Raw genomic sequence first — 21,895 nt, 5'->3', positions numbered from 1 at the left:
GACTTTTTCAAATAAATTTGAGAATTATTCATAAATAAGGGATGGGGCCTTATAAAAAATATTAAAGGAGGTAGTTATGAAAAGAACAGGGAGGTTTGTGGTGTTATTTATTCTCAGTTTAATTATGTCAACTTCTTTAGTTTTTGCTTCCAGCTATAAAGCTAATATCTCTCCTTCAGAAGCTTTAAACAGGATCGCTGAAGGCAATAATCAGTTTGTAAAAAAACACCATTATGATTATTTTAAACCTTATCAAACTTCTCAACATCCTTTTGTAACAATGATAACATGTTCTGATGCTCGTGTGCATAGTAATGTGCTTTTAGATGATCCTATAGACAAAATATTTGTTATAAGAAACATTGGTAATCAATTAGTGGTTTCTAGAGGATCAATAGATTACGGAATTCTCCATCTCCACACTCCGATTCTTTTGATACTTGGTCATACTCATTGTGGAGCAGTTAAAGCAGCTATGGGAGATTATAGTAAAGAAACTGAAGGTATTAGAAAGGAGCTTGATCATCTTCACATTCCTTTATCTAAAGATGATAAAAAGGGAAATTTGGAAACTAGATGGCTGAGAAATGTAGAACGTAATGTAGACTGGCAAGTAATACAGGCAATGTCATTCTATCCGGAACTTGTAAATCAAGGAAAATTAGTAGTAGTGGGAGCTGTATATGATTTTATAAACGCCTACGGGAAAGGATATGGTAGAATGGTAATAATAAATATTAACGGAGAGAAAAATCCAGAAAAACTAAAAACTCATCCTATTGTGAAAAAGCTTTCGAAAGAGTTAAAAGACTTAATTATTGTTACTAATCATTGATATATATGGGACCTTTGCAAAATTTTAAAACTTTAGCTTCAAGTGATCACAGTGTTACTAACAAGAAGGAGAATATAAACACGACAAAGAAGATTGCTTAAATAAATTTTGCAAAGGTCTCTGGTTATAAATAAAATATTATAAGGTGTTTCAGTTATATAAAGACAAACAGTAAGTTGTTAGATATTTCAAGGCCTCATCCCTATTTAGAATAATTTCTAACTGACAATAAATAGTCAATTGTATCTATAGGGATCTCTATGTTTAAAGCACCTATTATGTCTCCTTCTTTTAAGTTGATAGCTTTATCATTAGGATAAAATTTCTTTATTTTGGTCTGATATGAAAAAGGAATTTCATGTTTATTTCCATGGCATTTTAAGCAATCTTTTTTGACATAAATTGGTATTAAATATCTATATGTAGTTTTATTATTTTTACTTATGATCACAGGCATTATTTTCTTGTTATTTGTCCGTTTTTTTTGATAAGAAATTAATATTTTTTGGGCAATTTTATCTGCACTGTGACTAGGATTGCGATAGTTTATGGATACTAGAGCAACTTTACTATTCCAATCGTGTAAATATTCTCTAATATCAAAGGTTAACCATCTATTTAGATCATTAAAAAATAGCCTAGCCCCTTCAAAACCTTTATTCTCTATCATAACTTTTAGTGTTTCTTTTTCTAACTTTAAATAGCGATAGTTCAGCCAAAAAGCTATCTCTTGAGAGAGAACCAAATTCTCAGCCCAACTTATCTTAATATGCAAAGCTAAAACAAATAAAATGATACTTAATAATTTTTTCATTTTTGACTCCCAAAAATAGAATATTCTTGGAATACTTTTCGGAAGGTGGACAAATTCCAAAAATAAAATTTTTTTATGAAAAAAATAAATAGATTAGGACAATTTAAAAAATTAGACTATTAATCCCAGCAAGTTTGTATGAAAAAGGGAGGGGTAGCATTAGGTGATCTAGGAGCCGTGGTAATTTCACAATTGTTATTTTCTTTCGTTTGTCTAGAGCAGAACATTAGAATTATAGAGGTTTGGAGGTATCAAATTCTTTTCCAGAATAACTGATTATCTTTTATTTGTACGTTTAATCTTTGGTTATTATTTAGAGACCCAAGGTAAGCCATAATTATAGTTTTAGTTAAAAAATATTGCTGGTAATTTTTGATTTCAATTTTAAAGCTATTGCATATTTTTTTTATAATATGTTCGGTAGTTTTTGCTTCTTTAGTAAATTCGATAATTGTTTCTTCTATGCTGTCTATTAGTTTTAAAGTTTTATCAGTTATGCTGTTGATATCTTTAATTGGTTCTCCATGACTAGGTATATAAAGGTTATAGCTACTGTTTTTTAAATAGTTTAAAGTTTGTTTTTGAACTTCTATATCGATATAAAATGGAATTTTATGTTTTCTTAATACTTTTGGTGAAAAAATAGCATCTCCACAAAAAAGAATATTATCTATGGCTATGCCAATATGGTTGGGAGAATGGCCTGGTAGTTTAACAATTTTTATTTCAACATCATCAAAGATTAATTTGTTTTCGTTACTTTTGATTACATAATCAACTTTTGAAGGAGGAGCCATTAAAAATTTATTTTTTAAAGATTCTATAGGCATGGCCCCAGAGAATAGGAATATTGATTCTAACAGCGGGTTTTCTATCATAACATATTCTAACTCTGGAGCATAAATCTTTAATTTTACTTTTTCTTTGAGATAGGCATTCCCTCCACAGTGATCAGCATGAGAATGAGTGTTAATTATAGCTTCTATATGAAAATTTTTATCATTTATAGTCTTTAAAATTTTTTTAGCGGTATCGCTATCTAATCCACTATCTATAAGTATTAGTTTCTTTCCATTTCTAATAGCTCCTATATTTGTAAAGTTAGGAATATAATAAACATGTTCGGTTAATTGTTTTAATTCCATTTAGTTACTCCACTTGTTTGTGCTAGAGCCATATCGACAGCACTACGGGCGTGAATAGCCGTAGTATCATATACAGGCAAAGGACTATGTTCAGGTTTAATTAAAAGGGGAATTTCTGTACACCCAAGTATTATACCTTGAGCACCATTAGCTTTTAAGTCTTCAATAATTTCTATAAATTTTTGGCGTGACTCCTCATTAATGTTACCTCCGATTAATTCGTGAAAAATAATTTTGTGAATTAACCTGCGTTTTTCTTTCGGAGGTATTAGGACATCGATTTGGTGTTTTTTCTTTAACCGGCCGCAATAAAAGTCTTCCTCCATAGTAAATTCTGTTCCTAAAAGACCTACGCGTTGATGTCCTTGTTTTTTTATGGCGTCAGCTGTTGCATCTGCAATGTGTAAAAGAGGAATAGAGATTGTTTTTTCGATCATCGGAGCGACTTTGTGCATGGTATTGGTGGCTATCAAAAGAAAATCTGCTCCAGCTTGTTCTAATTTTTGGGCTTTATCTTTAAGAATCTCTCCCAATTTTTGCCAGGAGCCTTGGTGCTGTAAGTGTTCAATCTCGGAGAAATCAAAAGAATAGAGAAGAATTTTGGCAGAATGAAAACCTCCCAGGCGAGATTTTATTTCTTCATTGATCAAACGATAGTATTCCAAAGTAGATTTCCAGCTCATACCTCCCAAAATACCTATAGTTTTCATCTTTTCTCCTTGTCGAATTTTAGGTTTATTCTATCACGGTTAAACAGGAAGCCAATTTATAATTTTTACTCAATTTCAACCGTTTCCTCCGAGATAAAACTTTTCCTAGCATGCGAGACACCAAGTAGTCATAATCCAAAGTTATAAAGGCTTTATAAGTTTTGAGAATTAGGAGGTCTTTTTGTTTTCAGGGGTTATATGATCGGCTGTATCGTGGTGACTTTTGTTATATAAAATCCAGGTTAATAGCTTTTAAAATATATTTTTCGTTGTAGTTTTTTATTTAAAGATCGTCAATCTTCTGTTAAATATTTATAACTCAAAATTCAAATAAGAGGAGGTTTATATGAAAGGGAAATTTTGGGCATTAATGCTAATCTTTTTGTTGAGTTTTTCCACCATAGCTCTGGCTAAAAAAAGGGTAATTGTGTTTGCTGTTGACCCTACCTGGCCTCCAATGGAATTTGTCAATAAGGACAAACAAATCGTGGGTTTTTCCATTGATTACATGAAAGCTGCAGGTAAAGAAGCAGGTTTTACGCCGGTTTTTAAGAGTGTAGCCTGGGAGGGAATCTTCGCTGGCCTTATGGCAGGCGAGTACGATGCTATTTGTTCTTCTGTAAGTATTACAGAAAAAAGAAAGAAGAAAATGGACTTTAGTATCCCATATTATAAAGTAAGACAAGCTATAGTTGTGCCGAAAGATTCAAATGTGAAGACCCTTGAAGATTTAGTAGGTAAAAAGGTAGGAGCCCAAATAGGTACTACGGGCTATTTTGCTATAAAAAAAGTAAAGGGAATAATTGCCAAGTCTTACGATGAAATAGGACTTGCTATGCAAGATTTGATTAATGGAAATTTAGACGCGGTGGTATGTGATGATCCTGTAGCTGCCAATTATGCCCAACAAAAAGAGGGCTTTAAGGATAAGCTAAAGTTTGCCGGTGTTATTGAAACTAAAGAGGCGGAATACTACGGAATAGCCGTAAGAAAAGGTAATAAAGAAGTATTAGATTTGATTAATAAAGGCATTAAGGCCGTAAAAGAAAAAGGAATCGAAGAACAATTAATTAAAAAATGGATTAAGCAGTAAATAAGGACCATTTAAAAAGGGCTGGTTAACCAGCCCTTTTTAATGGAGGTTTTTTACATATGAAGGACAAGAAAAGAATAGAAATTAGCGACGGTGCTGCTATCCCGACAGAAGAAGATATCGGTCTTCTTACTGCTTGGAGAATAGCTTTTGTCGGAACGATAGTCCTAATAATAGCTCTTTGCCTCTTTAAACCTGATCCCTATTTGGAAATTTTAGAGTTTGTTCCTGATGGAGTAATCGTTACATTTAAAGTAACAATAATTTCTATAATTTGTTCTTTTTTTGTAGGGCTAATAACAGGTCTTGGGAGAATTTCAAAAAATAGAATTATAAATTTAGTTGCCTCCACATATGTAGAAGTAATCAGAGGAATTCCTTTATTAGTTCAACTTTTTTATATATACTATGCTATAGGTACTTTTACGCAAATACCTCCTTTTTTTGCTGCTATTTTAGCTTTGACTATTTGTTATGGAGCATATATGGGAGAAGTATTCCGTGCGGGAATTGAATCTATTGATAAAGGTCAAACAGAAGCTGCTCTTTCTTTAGGTTTTAATAAAAGACAAACTATGTTATATGTGATTCTTCCTCAAGCTATGCGAACTATACTGCCCCCTGTTGGAAATGAATTTATCGCTTTATTGAAAGATACATCTTTAGTTTCAATAATAGCAGTAGCTGATCTTTTAAGACGCGGTAGAGAGTACGCAACAGCTACTTTTAACTATTTTGAAACTTTTACAATGATAGCCCTTATTTATCTTTTGATTACCTTGATTTTATCTAAATGTGTAAGTTATATGGAAAAGAAGTTGACACCTTATGCTTAAAAAAGATCCCATTATAAAAATAGAACATGTTTATAAATACTTTGGCTCATTTTTAGCTCTTGAGGATATTTGTCTCGACGTATATGAGCAAGAAAAAATAGTAATTATTGGTCCCAGTGGTTCTGGGAAATCAACTTTATTGAGAACTATTAACCAGCTTGAAACAGTAAGTTCTGGAAAGATTATCGTAGATGGTGTAGAAGTTACCAATCCAAAAGTAGATATGACTAAAGTAAGAATGAGAGTAGGAATGGTTTTTCAAAATTTTAATCTTTTTCCTCATAAAACAGTGCTAGAAAATTTAACGTTAGCTCCTATAAAACTCAAAAAAATGAAAAAAGAAGAGGCTGAAGAAATCGCTTATTCTTTATTGGAAAAAGTGGGTATCAAAGATAAAGCCCATAGTTATCCAGGCCAGCTTTCAGGTGGCCAGCAACAGAGAGTAGCTATTGCCAGAGCTCTGGCTATGAATCCTAAAATTATGTTATTTGATGAACCTACTTCGGCCTTGGATCCAGAAATGATAGGTGAAGTATTAGATGTTATGAAGAATCTAGCTAAAGATGGTATGACCATGGTAGTAGTGACTCACGAAATGGGGTTTGCTAAAGAAGTAGCTGATCGAGTAGTTTTTATGGACCACGGAAAAATAATAGAGATAGGAACACCAGAGCACTTTTTTAAGAATCCAACCCATCCACGAACAAAACAATTTTTGAATCAAATCCTGGCTCTAGATTAAAATTTAGAGTTTGAGTAAAAATTTGAGAATATATAAAAAATAGAGAATTTTTAGACTGCATTAGTTCAGATTTAATCTAACAGATGTTAATTTATCTAACACTCCGTTATTTAAATTCTCAATAAGTTAACACTTAACTCCAATCTCGTAGGAAGGGATAAGGAATTTGAGACTTGATAAAGAATGTAATCTAGAGATTCGGCTATCCTTTTGAAGGATTCTAGGGGGCATTCGTTTAAGAAGGCTTTAAGCCTTATATTTTCTGCTTCTCTTAAAATTTCTATCTTCGCTTCAATAGCATTATGTTTGGCTAAAAAGTAAAAGTTTTGGTCGGCATTTATTTGTTTTTTGACGGTATTGATTAGCTCTGAGAGCTCAACCATTTTGCCGCTTAAATAAAAACTTATTCCCTCAGGCTCCTCTGTAACAGTCGTCTTTTCAATAACAAATGTTATATCTTTTAGGGCCTGCCTGGTAAGATAATTAAGTTTATTGAAAAGCACTTCAATGCTTGGTACCCCGTATTTTTTACCGTCTTCAAATTCGTCTAAAAATTCCGTAGGAGCAAGCCGCCGTTTAGAAGTTGGGTAGGGGAGTATTTCCTGTAGTTGTTCCATAACCTCTTGAGAAACTGTAATTTGTTCAAACTTTTCAAGGCCGGCTTCTTTGATGGCCTCTTTCCAGAACTGGTCACGCTCAAAGTCGCGGCTCCCGTAATCATGCTCGTAATAGACTTTTTTTATGCCCGCCGAAGCTATGAGCTTTAAGCACACATAGCATGGAGCAAGGGTGCAATAAAGAGAGGCACCTTCTACCGAGATACCAAAACGGGCCGCCTGAGCGATGGCGTTGGCCTCAGCGTGGGTAGCCCGACAAAAGTTATATTTGTCAATGTCGGGGATGCCTTTTTCTCGCCTAAAACAATAGCCAGGGCCACGGTCTGTGCAGTGCCAGGCCCCTGGCATAGGGCCATTGTATCCTGTGGCGAGAATTCGTTTATTTTTTACGATTACAGCTCCAGAAGGCCGCGAATTGCAACCCGAACGCAGGGCCACAATCTTGGCAAGTAGCATAAAGTATTCGTGCCACGGGGCTCTAATCATGCGGCCAAAAGAGTGTCAAGTTCTTTGTAAATAGGAAATTCCTGACAGAGCTTTTCCACCTTGGCCCGAATATCCTTTATCAGAGTCTCGTTACTCGGGTCTTTTAGCACCGCTACCATCCACTCACCGACCTGCTGCATTTCTTTTTCTTTAAGGCCGCGGGTGGTAACGGCTGGTGTTCCTATCCGAATGCCGCTGGTTACCCTTGGTGGCTTGGTGTCAAAAGGAATGGCGTTCTTATTAACGGTAATACCTGCCTTTTCAAGGGCTTCTTCGGCCTCAGCGCCGGTTATTCCCTGGCTGGTAAGATCAACCAAAATAAGATGATTGTCTGTACCACCTGAGACCAATCTGAACCCCTCAGCCTTTAAGACTTCGGACAGGGCCTGAGCGTTGGCTACTACCTGTTGCTGATAGGTCTTAAACTCTGGAGCTAAGGCTTCTTTAAAGCAAACCGCCTTGGCAGCGATGATGTTCATGTGCGGGCCGCCTTGAATGCCAGGGAATATGGTCTTGTCTATGGCTTTGGCAAAGCGTTCCTGGCAGAGAATAAATCCGCCTCGTGGCCCGCGCATAGTTTTATGCGTGGTGGAGGTGACAAATTCAGCGTAAGGAACAGGCGAAGGGTGAATACCGGCCGCTACCAGCCCGGCAATGTGGGCCATGTCAACCATAATATAGGCACCAACTTCGTCGGCAATTTCGCGAAAGGCCTGAAAATCAATGACGCGGGGATAAGCACTGGCTCCGGCTACTATCATTTGAGGCTTGTGTTCTAGGGCGAGCCTTCTTACTTCGTCGTAGTCAATGGTCTCCGTGTCGCGGGAAACACCGTAGTGAACCACTTTATAAAGCTTTCCTGAGAAGCTTACCGGAGAACCATGGGTGAGATGCCCCCCGTGGGCAAGATTCATGGAAAGAATAGTATCTCCGGGGTTGAGTACAGAAAAATAAACCGCCATATTGGCCTGTGAGCCAGAATGAGGTTGAACATTGGCGTGTTCAGCCCCAAAAAGAAGTTTGAGCCGTTCAATAGCCAGATCCTCTACCTGGTCAACAATTTCACAGCCACCGTAATAGCGTTTGCCAGGATAGCCCTCGGCATATTTATTCATGAGAACTGAGCCTTCAGCTTCCATAACCGCTAAAGAGGCCAGATTCTCTGAAGCAATCATTTCAAGCTGGTTCTGAAGGCGTTTAAGTTCTTTGCCAACCAGGCTAAAAATTTCAGGATCTGTTTGCCTTAAAAAATTCATGTTTTTACTCCTTGGTCAATTCATCTATAAGCTTGATTCTTCTTTCGTGGCGGCCGCCTCCAAAAGGGGTATCAATGAAAACTTTTACCATTTCAAGGGCCAGGGCTTCACCAATTACCCGGCCACCCAGAACTAAAACATTAGCGTCGTTGTGAAGACGGGCCATTTTGGTGGTGAAAAGTTCGTGGCAAAGAGCCGCCCTAATGCCGCGGAAGCGATTAGCCACCATGCTCATGCCAAGGCCAGTTCCGCAAATAAGGATTCCGCGCTCGGCCTCTTTGTTTAACACCGCTTGCGCTACTTTTACTCCAAATTCCGGGTAATCAACAGATTCTTTTGAATAACAGCCAAGGTCTAATACATTATGGCCAAAGTCTTCCAGAAAGGCCTTAATCTTTTCTTTTAGTTCAAAGCCAGCGTGGTCGCTTCCGATAGCTATTTTCATGGCTATTCCTCAAATTTTTTGAAAACTAATACGGCGTTTGTGCCTCCAAAGCCAAAGGAATTTGACATGGCGATTTTTACCTCAGCTTCTCTGGCTTTATTGGGTACGTAGTCAAGATCGCACTCAGGGTCAGGTTCTTCGTAGTTTATGGTGGGCGGGATAACGCCGGTCTCTATAGTTTTCACGGTGAACACCGCTTCAATACCACCGGCTCCACCAAGGAGATGTCCGGTCATAGACTTGGTAGAGGAAACCGGAATCTCTTTGGCTTTATATTTGAAGACCTGTTTAATGGCCTTGGTTTCCGCTATATCATTAAGAGGGGTGCTGGTGCCGTGGGCGTTTATGTAATCTACTTCCTGGTAACTTAGGCCGGCATCTTCAAGGGCCTGAGCCATAGCCCGAGCCGCTCCCTCGCCGTCTGGAGGTGGGGCGGTCATGTGATAGGCGTCAGCGGTTAAACCATACCCACAAACCTCAGCGTAAATCTTGGCCCCGCGAGCTTGGGCATGCTCAAGGCTTTCAAGCACGAGAATACCGGCGCCTTCTCCGATGACAAAGCCATCCCGTTTGGCGTCAAAGGGTCGGCTGGCCTTTTCAGGCTGATCATTGAATTTGGTGGAAAGGGCCTTAGCCACGGCAAAGCCAGCAATGGTAAGGGGAGTAATGAGACCTTCGGTCCCACCGGTGATAACAATATCACAGCGGCCTTCGCGAATATATCTCATGGCCTCGCCAATGGCGTGGGTGCCGGCGGCACAGGCCGTGCACACGGCGAGATTCGGCCCTTTGGCTCCGTGAAAAATGGCTACCTGGCCAGCGGCCATATTGGGAATCATCTTGGGAACAAAAAACGGGGTAATGCGCCGCCAGCCTTTTTCGAGCAGTATGGGAGTGTATTCTTCTATTACGTCAATACCACCCATGCCCACACCAATAATAACGCCAGCTCGTTCCCCTAGCTTTTTTTCGGCAAGCCCCGCGTCTTCAAGGGCCTCTTGCGAGGCAGCAAGGGCATAGTGAATAAAAGTATCAAGACGGGAAACCAATTTTTTGGGGATAAAATCTTCAGGTTTAAAGCCTTTTACTTCACCTGCTACTCGGCTGGGATAGCCAGTAGCGTCAAACTTGGTTATTGGCCCTATGCCTGAACGGCCGGCTATAAGGCCTTCCCAAGTCTCTTTTATGCCTATGCCTACAGGGGTAATAGCTCCTACGCCGGTTACAACAACCCTGCGTCTTTCTTTCACTAGGCCTCTCCTATCTTTGATTTTGCGTAATCAATGACGTCTTTTACGGTGCGAAGTTTTTCTGCCTCTTCGTCAGAAATTTCTATGTCAAAAGCCTCTTCCATGGCCATTACCAATTCTACCAGGTCAAGTGAATCAGCGCCAAGGTCATCAATAAAAGAAGCCTCAGGTTTTACCGCATCACGAGAAACTCCAAGTTTTTCAACGATAATGTCTATAATCTTTTCTTCTACTGACATAACTTCCTCCTCTTATTACTTTTTGGGTTAGATTTTTTGATAAATTTCTAAAAATTTTTGCCTATCAATTTTAGCTTGCGTACAAATATGTCTTAACGTTGAACCTTTAATTTTTTTGTGGTTAGGTAAAGTTAAAGGAATTTTACTTCCATCGGGATTTTCTTTTATCATAGCTATATGATTACCTTCTCTTACAACTTTAAAACCTAAAACTTCAAAAATTTTAATGACCTTATTTTTCGGAACATCTTTGGGAAATTTCATTAAGCTGCAATTTGTGTTTCAGCAATAAAAGCTTCTTCTACGTCAACATAATTTTCTAATACTTCTTTTCCAAAAGTTTCTATATGAAATTTAATCGCTGACTTTACATCAGCTAAGGCCTCTTCATATGAATCTCCTTCGCCTACTACTATACCTTTAAGGCCTAGTGGATAGGCAATATATCCATCTGAATGTTTTTCAATTATTACTTTAATTTTCATACTACTTCCTCTTCCCTTTTCTTTATGGCGACTTTTACCCGAAACTTAAAATTTTTCCAAGACCTAAAATAAAATTAAAATAAAATTACATGTAAAGCCCGCCGTTTACATGTATCACTGTGCCCGTAATATAAGAAGCCTCAGGAGAAGCCAGAAAAACCACCGCTGGGGCTACTTCTTCAGCCTTTCCTACCCTTCCCATGGGTATCTGAGAAATGATAGCTTCTTTTATCTTATCGGGAATTTTGGCCGTCATGTCGGTTTCAATGTAGCCCGGGGCTACGGCGTTCACCGTAACGCCACGAGTGGCCACTTCTCTGGCCAGAGATTTGGTAAACCCTATAAGCCCGGCCTTGGCTGCGGCGTAATTTGTTTGGCCGGCATTTCCACTCATGGCGATGACTGAAGAAATATTGATAATTCGGCCAAAACGTCTTTTTAGCATTCCCTGAATAACAGCTTTGCTACAGTTGAAGGCCCCTTTGAGATTAACTTCAAGCACGCGATCAAAGTCTTCTTCTTTCATGCGTAAAAACAAAGTGTCTCTGGTGATACCGGCGTTATTTACCAGGATGTCAATTGGGCCCAAGGTCTCTTCGGCTTCTTTTACAGCTTTTAAGACTTCTTCAGCCCTGGCCACATCAAACTTAGAAGACATAGCCCGGCGCCCAAGCTTTTTAATTTCCTCTACTACTTCTTTGGCGGCTTCTTCAGAGGAACTGTAATTTACGATGACATCCGCTCCGGCTTGAGCCAAAGCCAAAGCAATGGCCCTGCCAATACCTCTAGAAGCTCCGGTTACCAGAGCGATGCGGTTTTCAATCTTCATGCTTAACTCCTTTCTTGGTCTTCTCTTAGGGCTTCACAATATTCCGTCATAAGTTCGTCTATTAATTCCTGAACAGAGACGATTTTGTCTATCCGATACGCATTTGAGCCCGCAAACACGAAACCGGCATCAAGGCGTCCGCGCTGGGCGTTGATAAGGGCCGCGGCAATACAATACGGTGCTTTACGATAGTCACAGGTTTTAAGGCAGTGGTAAATACACTTGTAGGGAGATTTTTTGCCTTGCTCAACAGCTTCAATAAATTTGCCTTTTATGGCCCGGCCAGGAAGCCCCACCGGGCTTTTGATGATGGTTATGTCTTCCTGGGTAGCTTTGATGTAAGCCTCTTTAAAGGGCAGGGCGGCATCGCATTCGTAGGTGGCTACAAAACGGGTGGCCATCTGTACGCCCGCGCAGCCAAGTTTGTTTATGTAAAAATAAATGTCCCGCCCTGTATAAATACCACCGGCCGGAATTACCGGGATTTTACGCCCGGCCTTGTCTTCAAAAGGTTTCATGGCCTCAATTACTTCTCTGGTGATGTTTTCAAGCTGCGATTCTTGAGCGTCTATTTTGTCGTAGGAAAAGCCAAGATGTCCTCCAGCTTTAGGGCCTTCCACCACTACGGCGTCAGGCAGATAGTTATATTTGCTAAGCCATCTCTTAGCTATGAGAGCAGCGGCTCTTCCTGAAGACACAATGGGTGCAAGACGCGTGTGGTCCATCCCTTCAGGGCGAAGCCCTGGAAGATTCATTGGGAGCCCTGCTCCGGCAAAAATGATATCAGCTTCGGCCTCAAAAGCCGCCACGCAAAGAGGCTCAAAGTCCGTAAGGGCCACCATAATATTTACGCCGATAACCCCGCCTTTGGCCTTGCTTTTGGCCAGAGCGATTTGTTTTTTGAGCGCACGAATGTTGGCGGCCCGGGGATCTTTAAAAAACACCGCTTCGCCTTCAAATATACCAATCAAAGCAGCAGAAATTACGCCAATTCCCCCGGCTCTGGCCACGGCAGAAGCCAGCCCGGCCAAAGAAATACCTACTCCCATACCTCCCTGAATTATGGGTACCGGGGCTTCAAACTGGCCAATTTTTAAACTGGGTGGTTCACACGACCATTTTTTAATTTTTTGTTCGCTAGTCATCTTCCCTCTGGCTTTTTAGTTTTTTCAATTTTTTTATCAAAAGAGGTAAAATCTCTTTGGCGTCCCCCTGAACGGCAATGTCGGCCTGTTTCATAAGTGGGGCATTGGCGTCAGTATTTATGGCTACCAGAGTTTCCACACCTTGCAACCCCACCGTATGATGAAGGGAGCCAGAAATACCGAAACCTAGATAAAGTTTAGGCCGCACATTAACTCCGCTTACACCTATCATGTGGTCTTCTGAGACCCAGCCCAGATGACACACGGGCCTCGTCGCGCCTACGGCTCCGTCTAAAAGTTCAGCCAGCTCAAAGAGTTTCTGAAAGTATTCTTTTGAGCCCAGCCCAAGACCTCCGGCCACGATAGTCTTGGCCTTGGTTATATCAACTTCAGCTTTGGGTTTGGGCTTTTTTTCAATAACTTCGAGAGCGCTTACCAAGGCCTTTTCAGATGGTTCAAAAATTTCAAACTCTCCCTGGTGACTTTCTATTTTTTGGGCGTGTGGGAAAACTCCGGGTCGCACTGTGGCCATCTGAGGTTTAGTGCGCGAGACAATGCGGGCCATTATCTGTTCTCCAAAAGAGGGGCGAATCTGGATAAGGGCCCTATCTTCTTTACGAATTTCAAAGGCAATGCAGTGGGCCGTAAGGCCAAGCTTTAAAAGGCCAGCCACTCTGGGGGCCAGGGCCTGGCCAAGAGAGGTCGCCGGGAAAAGCATGATCTCTGGTTGGTATTTTTTGAGCATTTCAGCCACTACTTGGGCGTAAATGTCGTCACGGAAATCTTTTAGCTTTTCATCAAAGGTGGCGACAACTTTATCTGCTCCGTAGGAAATGAGCTCCTGAGCGGCTTCTTTGGCCTCAGGCGGGCCGAGAATCAGTACATTTAAAGAAGACTCAAGCTCGTCAGCAAGCCTCCTGCCTTCACTTAATAGCTCGTAGGTGCTTTCGTGTATTTCAATACCTGTCCATTCTCCAAATATGGCTATTCCCTGGTAGTTTTCCATTAGATTAGCCCCCTTTCTTTGAGGATACTCAAAAGGCGTTCGCTCACCTCTTCAGCCGAGCCAGATATAAGTTCGCGTTTGCCCTGGTATTCCGGCGCAAAGGTATCTACTACCTGGGTTGGAGAACCCTTTAACCCCAAATAATCCTCCTGGGCTTCTATATCTTTGGCCGAAAGAACTTTTACTTCTACTTCGTCTTGCTTAAGGAGCCTTTTAATAGAAGGTGGCCTAGGGATATTGGCTTCGTTTTCAATGGTTATAACCAGAGGGAGCCTGGCTTTAAGCCTTTCTTCGCCGAATTCCCTGGTGCGCACGAGATCAAGGTAGCCCTCATGAGGAGTTATTTCTTTTACCCAGGTAACCGAAGGAAGATTAAGCCAGGCAGCCAGTTCCGGGCCAACCTGGGCGGTTTCCCCGTCAACAGATACTTTGCCACAGATGATTAAGTCAAAGGGGCCAAGCTTTTTAGCCGCACAGGCGAGGGTATAGCTGGTAGCCAGCGTATCCGCCCCGGCAAAGGCCCTATCAGAGACCAGGACCAGTTCGTCGGCTCCGAAGGCAAAGGCCTCAAGGAGAATGTTTTTGGCGTTAGGTGGAGCCATAGAGACGGCTACTACCCGGCCACCGGTTTTTTCAGCCAGGTCCACCGCGGCTTCCAGAGCGTAGCGGTCATAAGGGTTTAACACCAGTTCGCTTTCTTCGCGTTTTAAAGTATGGGTTTCGGGGTCAATTTTCACCGATCCCGGTTTGGGCACGGGTTTTAAGCAACACATGATACGCATTAGGCAGCCTCCTCATGCTGGTAAATCTTGGCAAGCTCGCGGGCCAGCACGTTTTTCTGGATTTCGTTAGTGCCTTCGTAGATTTGCAGACACTTGGCGTCGCGCATGTATTTCTGGGCGAGAGAATCCCGGCTATAGCCCAGGCCTCCCATCATCTGGACCGCCCGTTCGGAGACCCACATGGCCATGTCGGTGGCGTAAAACTTGACCATGGCCGAGGCGCCAGAGATATTTTTGGCCTTAGAGTCAATCATGCGGGTTACATCGTAAAGAAGGCTCCTTGCCGCTTCAAGGCGGGCGGCCATCTCGGCAAATGTATGGCTTACGGCCTGGAAATTATAAACCGGTTGGCCGAACTGGACACGCCGTTTGGCGTGAAGCAGTGAAACCTCCATGGCTCCTTGAGCCAGACCTATGGCCTGGGCGGCTACCCCAGGCCTTGCGAGATCAAGGGCCTTCACCGCCAGGATAAAGCCCATGCCTTCCCGGCCAATCAGGCGGTCTTTGGGAATGCGACAATCCATTAGGATGAGCTCCGAAGTAACCGAGGACCTGAGGCCCATCTTTTTTTCCTTGCGCCCGGGAACAAAACCGGGGTCATTTTTATGGACGATAAAGGCACTTGCGCCGCGTGGGCCTTTCTTCGGGTCAGTAAGCGCAATTATAACGTAAATATCAGCGATGCCGCCGTTGGTAATCCAGGTCTTTATGCCGTTCAGGATATAGTGATCGCCGTCTTTTTTGGCGGTGGTTTTGATAGCCGCGGCGTCTGAGCCGGCCTGGGGTTCGGTAAGGGCAAAGGCACAAAGGGCCTTGCCCTGGGCTATGAGGGGGAGATATTTTTCTTTCTGGGCTTTGGTGCCACCTATAAGTAAGGGGAGGGCGCCAAGGCAGCCTGCAGCAAAGGTGGTGGCCACACCTGGACAGTATTTAGAAAGGGTTTCCATGGCCAGCGCTGTTTCGGTAGAACCGAAGCCAAGGCCTCCGTATTCTTTAGGGATAAGCAGGCCAAAGAGGTCGGCTTGGGCCATGGCCTTTATTGGCGTGGGGTCGTAAACTTCTTTTTCGTCCCATTCAATAGCGTGAGGAGCTATGTAATTTCGGCCAATGTAGTTGGCTACTTCTACCACTACTTGCTGTTCCTTGGTAAGCTTCCTCTCAATCATCAGTGCCTCCAGGTTCTTACGGAGTTAAGAAATTACTTATTCCGAAATTTTTTAAAAATTTTGTCTCAATTTACCCTGAAGAAATATTTCAAACAATCCAAAACTTGCTAAAAGAAATTTTCTATGGCAGGGAGGCTATTTTTTCCAGGAGTTATTCTTGTGGCACGGCAAGCCCTTTCCAATTTGTCACGGCGAGGCCTAGTTTCCTTTTCCGTCACTGCGGGCCACGAAGTGGCGAAGCAATCCCTGAGATTCCTTCGCTGCGCTCGAATTTTTAGCAAAGGTCTCGTAAAAGCCTACCTTAAACGAGCCCAGGAAGGAAAAAGAAGTTTTCCTAAGCGGTATTCTTTTTTAGCGGCGCCATTGACTAAAAACAGGTAAAGGCCGTCTTTTCCCTGGGCCAAAATGAGTCTTCCGTTTGGCGCAAAGCAAGGAGCTTCAAAGCTTTTAGCGCCGTCGGTAATTTGGACCGGTTCTCCGCCCTCGGGGTCGATGGTAAAAAGAGAAAAGACCCCTCCCTTTAAGCTGGCATAAACAATTCTATCGCCAGTGGGAGACCAATCAGGAGAGGTGTTATAACTTCCTTCAAAGGTGAGTCGTCTTACTCCTCTGGTGGCTAGGTCCATGATATAGATTTGGGGGGGTCCAGTGCGGTCTGACACAAAGGCGAGATACTTTCCGTCAGGAGAAAAGCTGGCCCCTGTATTTATGCCTTCGCCATGGGTCAAGCGCTTCAATATTTTGCCGTTTAGGTCTATCAGGTAGAGATCAATGGTTCCGTCTTTGCTTAAGGTTACTACTAGCTTTTTGCCGTCAGGATGCCAGGCTGGTGAGGCATTAAGCCCAGGGTATTGACAAATAATTCGTCTTTTTCCCGTGGCCAAATCAATTACTTGAATGGAGGAGCGATGGTTTTCGTAATAGACGAAGGCCACCTGACGGCCATCTGGAGAAAGTTTAGGGCTCAAGATGAGTTCCCCGCTAAGAAGGGGAACAGGGTTATGGCCGTCAAAATCTTGGACATAAAGGGTATCTTTTAGGCCTTTTCTTTCCACAAAAACCACCCGGCTCATAGCCACACCGGGGACATCCAGCATTTCTTTTATGGCCTGGTCAACAAAACGATGGACCATATAGCGGGCTGAAGCTTTGGGGCCGCGGAAGCCTCTGGCTAGCACGGTTTTGCCCTTGACCATATCGATGAGGTAAAAGGCCGCCTGAAGATGGTTCCCTGAAAGGTTTATCTTGCCCTTTACTAGCCAATCTACGCCAAGGGAGGCAAAAATTTTGGTGGCTTCTGGCTTAAGCCCTTCGCCAAGCACGTTGAAAAGCAGGTGTAATTCCAGATCATGCCTGGCCATAGCCGCCATCTCTCGGCTCAAGGGGAGAGGGCCATCAAACTCGGGGACGGCTACGGGAATTTTGATGAGTTCAGGGCTAACAATCTCTAGCTTTTCCTGAGCATAAAGATAAGAGCAACCCCAAAATAACCAAATGATAATTAGTGTTAGGCTGTATAATTTTTTCATCATGCCATCCTTTTACTTCATTTTGAACACTGCAGGAAGTTTAAGATATTTTCCCGGGGCAGGTAAAGGGTCAGCTTTTTTTAAAGTGGCTACCACCGCCTCGTCAAAAAGAGGTTCTCCTGAACGCTTTATAAAACGCCAGGAAATAATCTTGCCATTGGGGGCGATCTCAAGCTCTACTTCTGCAGAGAGATAAGGCTTGTCTTCAAGTATTTTGGGAACCGCCCAGTAACTCATGATGTGAGCCGCAAGCCGCTTGGTGAGCTCCTGAGAAAGCCCGCTTCCTAAAGAAAGTCCTCCTTGGGTTTCTTTGTTTTTTAAAGCGGCCAGCTTTTCTTCAAGTTTCTTTTCAAGTTCTTCTTCTTCGACCTTGGCTTTAAGAGCGGCTAATCTTTGGGCCAGGAGCCTTTCTTCACTGGTGGCGATTTCGCCTGTCCCTTTTTTCTTTTTGCCTATCTTCTTTTTGCCTGTCCCTTTTGTAACCGGCTTTTTCCCGGCTTTAGAAACTGTTTTTTTAGTAGAGACTTTTTTAACTCTTTTAATTTTTTGGGTGGGGGCTTTGGGAATAGTTTTTTTGGTTTCTTTTTTTACTTCTTTAGGCGTAGCTTTTCGGGCAGGGGGCTCAAAACTCAAAGTTTTAAGGTTAATGCGTATAACTTCTGCCTTTTTGGGCGTAGGCCTATTGGCCAGAATAAGGCCGGTGAAAAAGAAGGCGTGAAGAATGAGGGAGAATAAAATGGCTTTGAACCAGAGTTGATTATTCATGTTTCCTCTGGACGGGTTATAAGACCAACACTTTCAAAACCGGCTTTTTTGACTTCAGCCAACACTTTGGCCACCAGCCCATAAGGGCAGCGTTTATCCGCCTTTATGTTTACATCTTTGGTTAATCCGGCTCTTCGGGCCTGTTCCAAGAAACGGGAAAGTTCCTTTTCGCCTATTTTCTTTTTGTCTATAAAAATTTCGCCTTTTTCGTTAATTACAATGAGAAGGGCTTCTTTTTTTTGGTCCAGTTCGCCGGCTTTGGTTTTAGGAAGGTCAACTTCAAGGCCTGTAGATAGAAGAGGAGCCGTTATCATAAAAATTATAAGGAGCACAAGCATCACATCCACCAGAGGGGTTACGTTTATGTCGGCCATAAGGCCATTTCGCTTATTTTTCATAGGTTATAACCTTAAGTCTCAATAAGTCTTCAATAACTTCTGTAAGTGGCAGCCCTATTACATTGGTAACCGAGCCGTTAATGCATTTTACCATATAAGAGGCCAGGCCCTGAATGGCATAAGCTCCGGCCTTGTCCCAGGGTTCGTCGGTGGCTAAATAAGCTTTAATTTCTTCTTGCGTAAGTTTTTTGAAGAAAACCTCGGTCTTAACGACATTTTCGGCCAAAATGGCACTTTTTTCCTGAATAATATAAGCCGTAAAGACTTCGTGTTTGTTCCCGGAGAGTAACTCAAGCATACGAAAGGCGTCCTCTTCATTTTGCGGTTTACCTAAAATTTCATCCTGGTAAACTACAATGGTATCAGCGGCTAGAACTACGCCTTCTTTAACCTGAGAGGCTACTTCATTGGCTTTTAGCCTCGCCAGTTTTAGGGCGTAATGTTTGGGAGTTTCAGACTCTGGTGGGGGCTCATTTATTTTGGCTGGTTCAACAGAGAAGACTAAGCCTAGATTAGCCAGAAGCTCTTTACGCCTCGGGCTCTGGGAAGCGAGAGTAAGCGGTTTTAGATTCCGAAAAATTCTTCGGCGCATCTGGTGGTGGCCTCGGCACATTTTTCAAAAGAAATTTTTTTCACTTCAGCTATTTTTTCAACCACGTAGCGCACAAAAGCCGGCTCATTCCGCTTGCCACGGAAGGGCACTGGGGTGAGAAAGGGGCAATCAGTTTCGGCCATCAGGTGGTCAAGCGGCACGTACCGAACCACTTCTCTAATGTTTTCTCCCTTGGGGAAGGTGATTATCCCTGTTACCGAGATAAAACCGCCCAGGTCAAGGATTTTGCGGGCTTCGGCCACGTCTCCGGCATAACAATGGAACACAAATTTTTCAGGAAGCTCGGTTACGAGCAGGTCAATAATGTCAGGGGAGGCGGCCCGCGAGTGTATTACTACGGGAAGCCCTAGTTCTTTAGCCAGGGCCAGCTGTCTTAAAAAGTGCTCTTGCTGGAGTTTGCGCGGGCTATATTCTTTAGCGTAATCAAGGCCAATTTCGCCTACCGCCACCATTTTAGAGTCAGCAAGGAGTGCTTTTAGCAAGGGGTAGGTTTCTTCATCTATTTTTTTGACCTCGTGGGGATGGATGCCCGCCGTAGCGAAAAGGCCTTCATATTCTTTGGCCAGTTCCAGGGCGCGAATAGATGTTTTTATGTCAATGCCTACGTTTATGATTTTCTCTACGCCGGCTTCTTTGGCCCTGGCTATTATTTCCGGCAATTCTTCTTTTTTGTAAGAACTTTTGAGATTTAAATGGGCGTGGGTATCAATAAGTTTCATAGCTTTTAAAGATAACGTAATTCTTATTTTAGCCAAGCTGGTTTTTTGCTTAACTCTTTTGGTCTGGAAACTTGAGGATAGATAAATTAGTTTCATGTACATGGATTTTTCAGAAGCCAAAAAGGCCTACGATATAGTCTTTCCGTATCGGCTTGATCCTTTAACCTATATTTCTAAAGAGCCTGTTCCCTTAGGCACAAGAGTGCTTGTCCCTTTAAAAAATACTTTTAAAATCGGCCTTGTCTGGGGTGAAAGTTCTTATATTCCAGAAAATGTAAGAGAAATAAAAAAAGTTATCGATAAAGCTCCGGTCTTGCCAGAAAAACTCCTTTCTTTTTTCGAATGGATGTCAGGCTATTATCTGGCTCCTGCTGGTGAAATAGTAAAATATGCTCTTCCAGCTTCGTTTTTTAGATTACCCAAAAAGAAAAAGCTAGAACCGGTTGATGAAGTTTCTTGTGTCTTGGCAAAAGACACAGGCTATCAGGCTTATCTTCATTTTTTTAAAGATTTTAACGAACGAACTCAAAAGATCAAAACAGCCGTAAAAGAGGCCTTAAAACAGGGTAGTGTAATTTTTTTAGTGCCAGATCGCGAGCTTTTAAGTTTTTACGGAAAATTTTTAGCGGAGTATAAACCTCATCTCTATCACGGAGACTTAACCCCTAAAAAACGTGAAAAGATCTGGAGGACCTTTTTAAGAGAGCCAAAACAACTGGTAATAGGCACAAGACTTGCCCTTTTTCTGCCGGCCTCGGATTTAGCTCTTATCGTGGTGGAGGAAGAAGAAAATCTGGCTTACAAGCAGGAAGAAGGTTTTCGGGCCAACTTTAGGGATTTGGCCCTCATGAGGGCCAAAATGGCCAAGACTCAAGTTATTTTGGCTTCTCCTACTCCTAGCGTTAAAAGCTTCTACTTTGCCAAGCACGGACGTTATAAATTAGAAGCTGGAATAAGACTACAACCCCTAATCAAAATTATAGACCTTAAAGAATCTAAGGGCCTCCTCTCGCAAAAGCTCATAAACACTATTCGCCAAACATTAGCTAAGAATAAACAAGTTCTTCTTTTTATGAATCGTCTGGGCTACGCCCCGCATTTACTATGTGAAGCCTGCGGATATCTTTTCAGCTGTCCTCGTTGTCGGGTAACTCTTCGTTTTTATAAAAAAGAAAATCTTCTGGAATGTCCTCTTTGTGCCTTTCGTTTGAAAGGCCCACCACTTTGTCCTGAGTGTGGAAGCGAGGCCATAAAGCCTCTGGGAGTGGGTACCGAACGCCTGGAAGAAATTTGCAAACAATTTTTTAAAGGGGCACGGGTGGTTCGTCTTGAGAGCCATACTAACGAATTAGCCGATCCGGAAAAAATCGATATCCTTATTTCTACGGCTAAGATTAAGCGTTTTTCGCCACTTCCTAGACTCGGTTGCGTAGGCGTAGTTATGGCTGATCAGCTTTTGGTTCATCCTAGCTATCATGCCGCTGAAGAGGCCTATCAATTGCTTAAAAGACTGGCGATAATGGCTTGCGGCGGTGAAGAAAAAGTGATGCTAGTACAAACCTTTAGACCTTCTCACCATGCCATTTTGGGTTTAAAGGAGGGTTATGAATATTTTTTCCAGAAAGAATTAGAGTTTCGTTACTTGCAAAAATACCCACCTTTTGGCCGTTTGGTCGAACTAATTCTATTAGGTAAAGATGAACATATTTCCCAGGCCATCGGCCAGACAGAAGGCCTATTAGAAAAACACGGTTTGTCTTTCTGGGGGCCACTTGAGAGGCATCCCCGCGGAAAGGCAAGGGTTTCTTATCTCATTCAAACAGAAAACCTGGATTTTTTGCGGAAAAAACTGGTTATTATAAAAACAGATTTGGAAAAGCTTTTCAAAAACCGCTTGAGAATTGTGGTAGATATGAGTCCTCTTTAGGTTTAATCTTTTCTTGCCAAGTGGCTTAGCAAAAAGTATCATGCAAATAATATTTGGGCGTAA

25 protein-coding genes are annotated in these 21,895 nt (G+C 42.2%); 5 read left to right on the top strand and 20 right to left on the bottom strand.

What is annotated here, in order from left to right:
• Positions 1-76: 76 nt before the first annotated feature.
• Positions 77-835: a carbonic anhydrase gene (locus tag THEIN_RS01965; RefSeq protein ID WP_013907017.1), complete on the top strand. Its 759-nt coding sequence runs from the start codon at positions 77-79 to the stop codon at positions 833-835.
• Positions 836-1,037: 202 nt separating this feature from the next.
• Here the strand turns inward: THEIN_RS01965 and THEIN_RS01960 are convergent, their stop codons facing one another.
• The 3 genes from THEIN_RS01960 to THEIN_RS01950 all read right to left on the bottom strand — a co-directional run bounded on the left by THEIN_RS01960 (position 1,038) and on the right by THEIN_RS01950 (position 3,504).
• Positions 1,038-1,649: a Tll0287-like domain-containing protein gene (locus tag THEIN_RS01960; protein WP_013907016.1), complete on the bottom strand. Its 612-nt coding sequence runs from the start codon at positions 1,647-1,649 to the stop codon at positions 1,038-1,040.
• Positions 1,650-1,900: 251 nt separating this feature from the next.
• A complete protein-coding gene (locus THEIN_RS01955) occupies positions 1,901-2,794 on the bottom strand; it encodes an MBL fold metallo-hydrolase (RefSeq protein ID WP_013907015.1) in 894 nt (297 codons plus the stop codon).
• The gene (locus tag THEIN_RS01950; protein WP_013907014.1) at positions 2,785-3,504 is read right to left on the bottom strand and encodes an aspartate/glutamate racemase family protein; all 720 of its coding nucleotides are present in this window, start codon (positions 3,502-3,504) and stop codon (positions 2,785-2,787) included. Before THEIN_RS01950 ends, THEIN_RS01955 begins: the two co-directional genes overlap by 10 nt.
• A 346-nt stretch (positions 3,505-3,850) precedes the next feature.
• Between THEIN_RS01950 and THEIN_RS01945 the strand changes: the two genes are divergently transcribed.
• The 3 genes from THEIN_RS01945 to THEIN_RS01935 are packed head-to-tail and all read left to right on the top strand — an operon-like array spanning position 3,851 to position 6,175.
• Positions 3,851-4,597, top strand: a complete 747-nt coding sequence (locus THEIN_RS01945) for a basic amino acid ABC transporter substrate-binding protein (protein WP_013907013.1) — start codon at positions 3,851-3,853, stop codon at positions 4,595-4,597.
• Positions 4,598-4,656: 59 nt separating this feature from the next.
• Positions 4,657-5,433 carry an amino acid ABC transporter permease gene (locus THEIN_RS01940; RefSeq protein ID WP_013907012.1) on the top strand — a complete coding sequence of 259 codons (777 nt, stop codon included), beginning with the start codon at positions 4,657-4,659 and terminating at the stop codon, positions 5,431-5,433.
• Complete coding sequence (locus THEIN_RS01935) at positions 5,426-6,175, top strand: amino acid ABC transporter ATP-binding protein (protein ID WP_013907011.1); 750 nt, start codon at positions 5,426-5,428, stop codon at positions 6,173-6,175. Before THEIN_RS01940 ends, THEIN_RS01935 begins: the two co-directional genes overlap by 8 nt.
• 110 nt (positions 6,176-6,285) lie before the next feature.
• On the opposite strand, the gene THEIN_RS12330 is transcribed toward THEIN_RS01935, so the two are convergent.
• From THEIN_RS12330 to THEIN_RS01850, 17 genes are all read right to left on the bottom strand, one after another.
• On the bottom strand, positions 6,286-7,278 hold the full coding sequence (locus THEIN_RS12330) for a deoxycytidylate deaminase (protein WP_013907010.1): 993 nt from the start codon (positions 7,276-7,278) through the stop codon (positions 6,286-6,288).
• Positions 7,275-8,534 (bottom strand): serine hydroxymethyltransferase, encoded by a 1,260-nt coding sequence (locus THEIN_RS01925; protein ID WP_013907009.1) that lies wholly within the window; start codon positions 8,532-8,534, stop codon positions 7,275-7,277. The genes THEIN_RS12330 and THEIN_RS01925 overlap by 4 nt, the downstream gene beginning before the upstream one ends.
• A 4-nt stretch (positions 8,535-8,538) precedes the next feature.
• On the bottom strand, positions 8,539-8,979 hold the full coding sequence (gene rpiB / locus THEIN_RS01920; protein WP_013907008.1) for a ribose 5-phosphate isomerase B: 441 nt from the start codon (positions 8,977-8,979) through the stop codon (positions 8,539-8,541).
• Positions 8,980-8,981: 2 nt separating this feature from the next.
• Positions 8,982-10,229, bottom strand: a complete 1,248-nt coding sequence (gene fabF, locus THEIN_RS01915) for a beta-ketoacyl-ACP synthase II (protein ID WP_013907007.1) — start codon at positions 10,227-10,229, stop codon at positions 8,982-8,984.
• Complete coding sequence (gene acpP / locus THEIN_RS01910) at positions 10,229-10,468, bottom strand: acyl carrier protein (RefSeq protein ID WP_013907006.1); 240 nt, start codon at positions 10,466-10,468, stop codon at positions 10,229-10,231. The genes fabF and acpP overlap by 1 nt, the downstream gene beginning before the upstream one ends.
• 27 nt (positions 10,469-10,495) lie before the next feature.
• Positions 10,496-10,732 (bottom strand): type II toxin-antitoxin system HicA family toxin, encoded by a 237-nt coding sequence (locus THEIN_RS01905; RefSeq protein WP_013907005.1) that lies wholly within the window; start codon positions 10,730-10,732, stop codon positions 10,496-10,498.
• Positions 10,732-10,953, bottom strand: a complete 222-nt coding sequence (locus tag THEIN_RS01900) for a type II toxin-antitoxin system HicB family antitoxin (RefSeq protein WP_013907004.1) — start codon at positions 10,951-10,953, stop codon at positions 10,732-10,734. The genes THEIN_RS01905 and THEIN_RS01900 overlap by 1 nt, the downstream gene beginning before the upstream one ends.
• A gap of 85 nt (positions 10,954-11,038) precedes the next feature.
• Positions 11,039-11,782: a 3-oxoacyl-[acyl-carrier-protein] reductase gene (gene fabG, locus THEIN_RS01895; protein ID WP_013907003.1), complete on the bottom strand. Its 744-nt coding sequence runs from the start codon at positions 11,780-11,782 to the stop codon at positions 11,039-11,041.
• Positions 11,783-11,784: 2 nt separating this feature from the next.
• Positions 11,785-12,927, bottom strand: a complete 1,143-nt coding sequence (locus THEIN_RS01890; protein ID WP_013907002.1) for an NAD(P)H-dependent flavin oxidoreductase — start codon at positions 12,925-12,927, stop codon at positions 11,785-11,787.
• Positions 12,920-13,933, bottom strand: a complete 1,014-nt coding sequence (locus THEIN_RS01885) for an electron transfer flavoprotein subunit alpha/FixB family protein (RefSeq protein WP_013907001.1) — start codon at positions 13,931-13,933, stop codon at positions 12,920-12,922. The genes THEIN_RS01890 and THEIN_RS01885 overlap by 8 nt, the downstream gene beginning before the upstream one ends.
• Complete coding sequence (locus THEIN_RS01880) at positions 13,933-14,715, bottom strand: electron transfer flavoprotein subunit beta/FixA family protein (RefSeq protein ID WP_013907000.1); 783 nt, start codon at positions 14,713-14,715, stop codon at positions 13,933-13,935. Before THEIN_RS01880 ends, THEIN_RS01885 begins: the two co-directional genes overlap by 1 nt.
• On the bottom strand, positions 14,715-15,881 hold the full coding sequence (locus tag THEIN_RS01875; protein WP_013906999.1) for an acyl-CoA dehydrogenase family protein: 1,167 nt from the start codon (positions 15,879-15,881) through the stop codon (positions 14,715-14,717). The genes THEIN_RS01880 and THEIN_RS01875 overlap by 1 nt, the downstream gene beginning before the upstream one ends.
• Positions 15,882-16,177: 296 nt before the next feature.
• A complete protein-coding gene (locus THEIN_RS01870) occupies positions 16,178-17,413 on the bottom strand; it encodes a DPP IV N-terminal domain-containing protein (protein ID WP_083817641.1) in 1,236 nt (411 codons plus the stop codon).
• 9 nt (positions 17,414-17,422) lie between these two features.
• The gene (locus THEIN_RS01865) at positions 17,423-18,175 is read right to left on the bottom strand and encodes an energy transducer TonB (RefSeq protein WP_013906997.1); all 753 of its coding nucleotides are present in this window, start codon (positions 18,173-18,175) and stop codon (positions 17,423-17,425) included.
• Entirely contained in the window at positions 18,172-18,573 is a 402-nt protein-coding gene (gene tolR, locus THEIN_RS01860; RefSeq protein WP_013906996.1) for a protein TolR, read from the bottom strand. The genes THEIN_RS01865 and tolR overlap by 4 nt, the downstream gene beginning before the upstream one ends.
• Positions 18,563-19,165: a Maf family protein gene (locus THEIN_RS01855; RefSeq protein WP_013906995.1), complete on the bottom strand. Its 603-nt coding sequence runs from the start codon at positions 19,163-19,165 to the stop codon at positions 18,563-18,565. Before THEIN_RS01855 ends, tolR begins: the two co-directional genes overlap by 11 nt.
• Complete coding sequence (locus THEIN_RS01850) at positions 19,138-20,007, bottom strand: TatD family hydrolase (RefSeq protein ID WP_217125049.1); 870 nt, start codon at positions 20,005-20,007, stop codon at positions 19,138-19,140. The genes THEIN_RS01855 and THEIN_RS01850 overlap by 28 nt, the downstream gene beginning before the upstream one ends.
• Here THEIN_RS01850 and priA point away from each other — a divergent pair.
• The gene (gene priA / locus THEIN_RS01845) at positions 20,006-21,832 is read left to right on the top strand and encodes a replication restart helicase PriA (RefSeq protein ID WP_013906993.1); all 1,827 of its coding nucleotides are present in this window, start codon (positions 20,006-20,008) and stop codon (positions 21,830-21,832) included. The genes THEIN_RS01850 and priA overlap by 2 nt on opposite strands.
• The last annotated feature ends 63 nt before the right edge of the window (positions 21,833-21,895 follow it).

It is taken from the genome of Thermodesulfatator indicus DSM 15286, assembly GCF_000217795.1.
Taxonomy (GTDB): domain Bacteria; phylum Desulfobacterota; class Thermodesulfobacteria; order Thermodesulfobacteriales; family Thermodesulfatatoraceae; genus Thermodesulfatator; species Thermodesulfatator indicus.
Note: the sequence above shows the minus strand (reverse complement) of the source record. Positions and strands in the feature narration are given on the sequence as shown.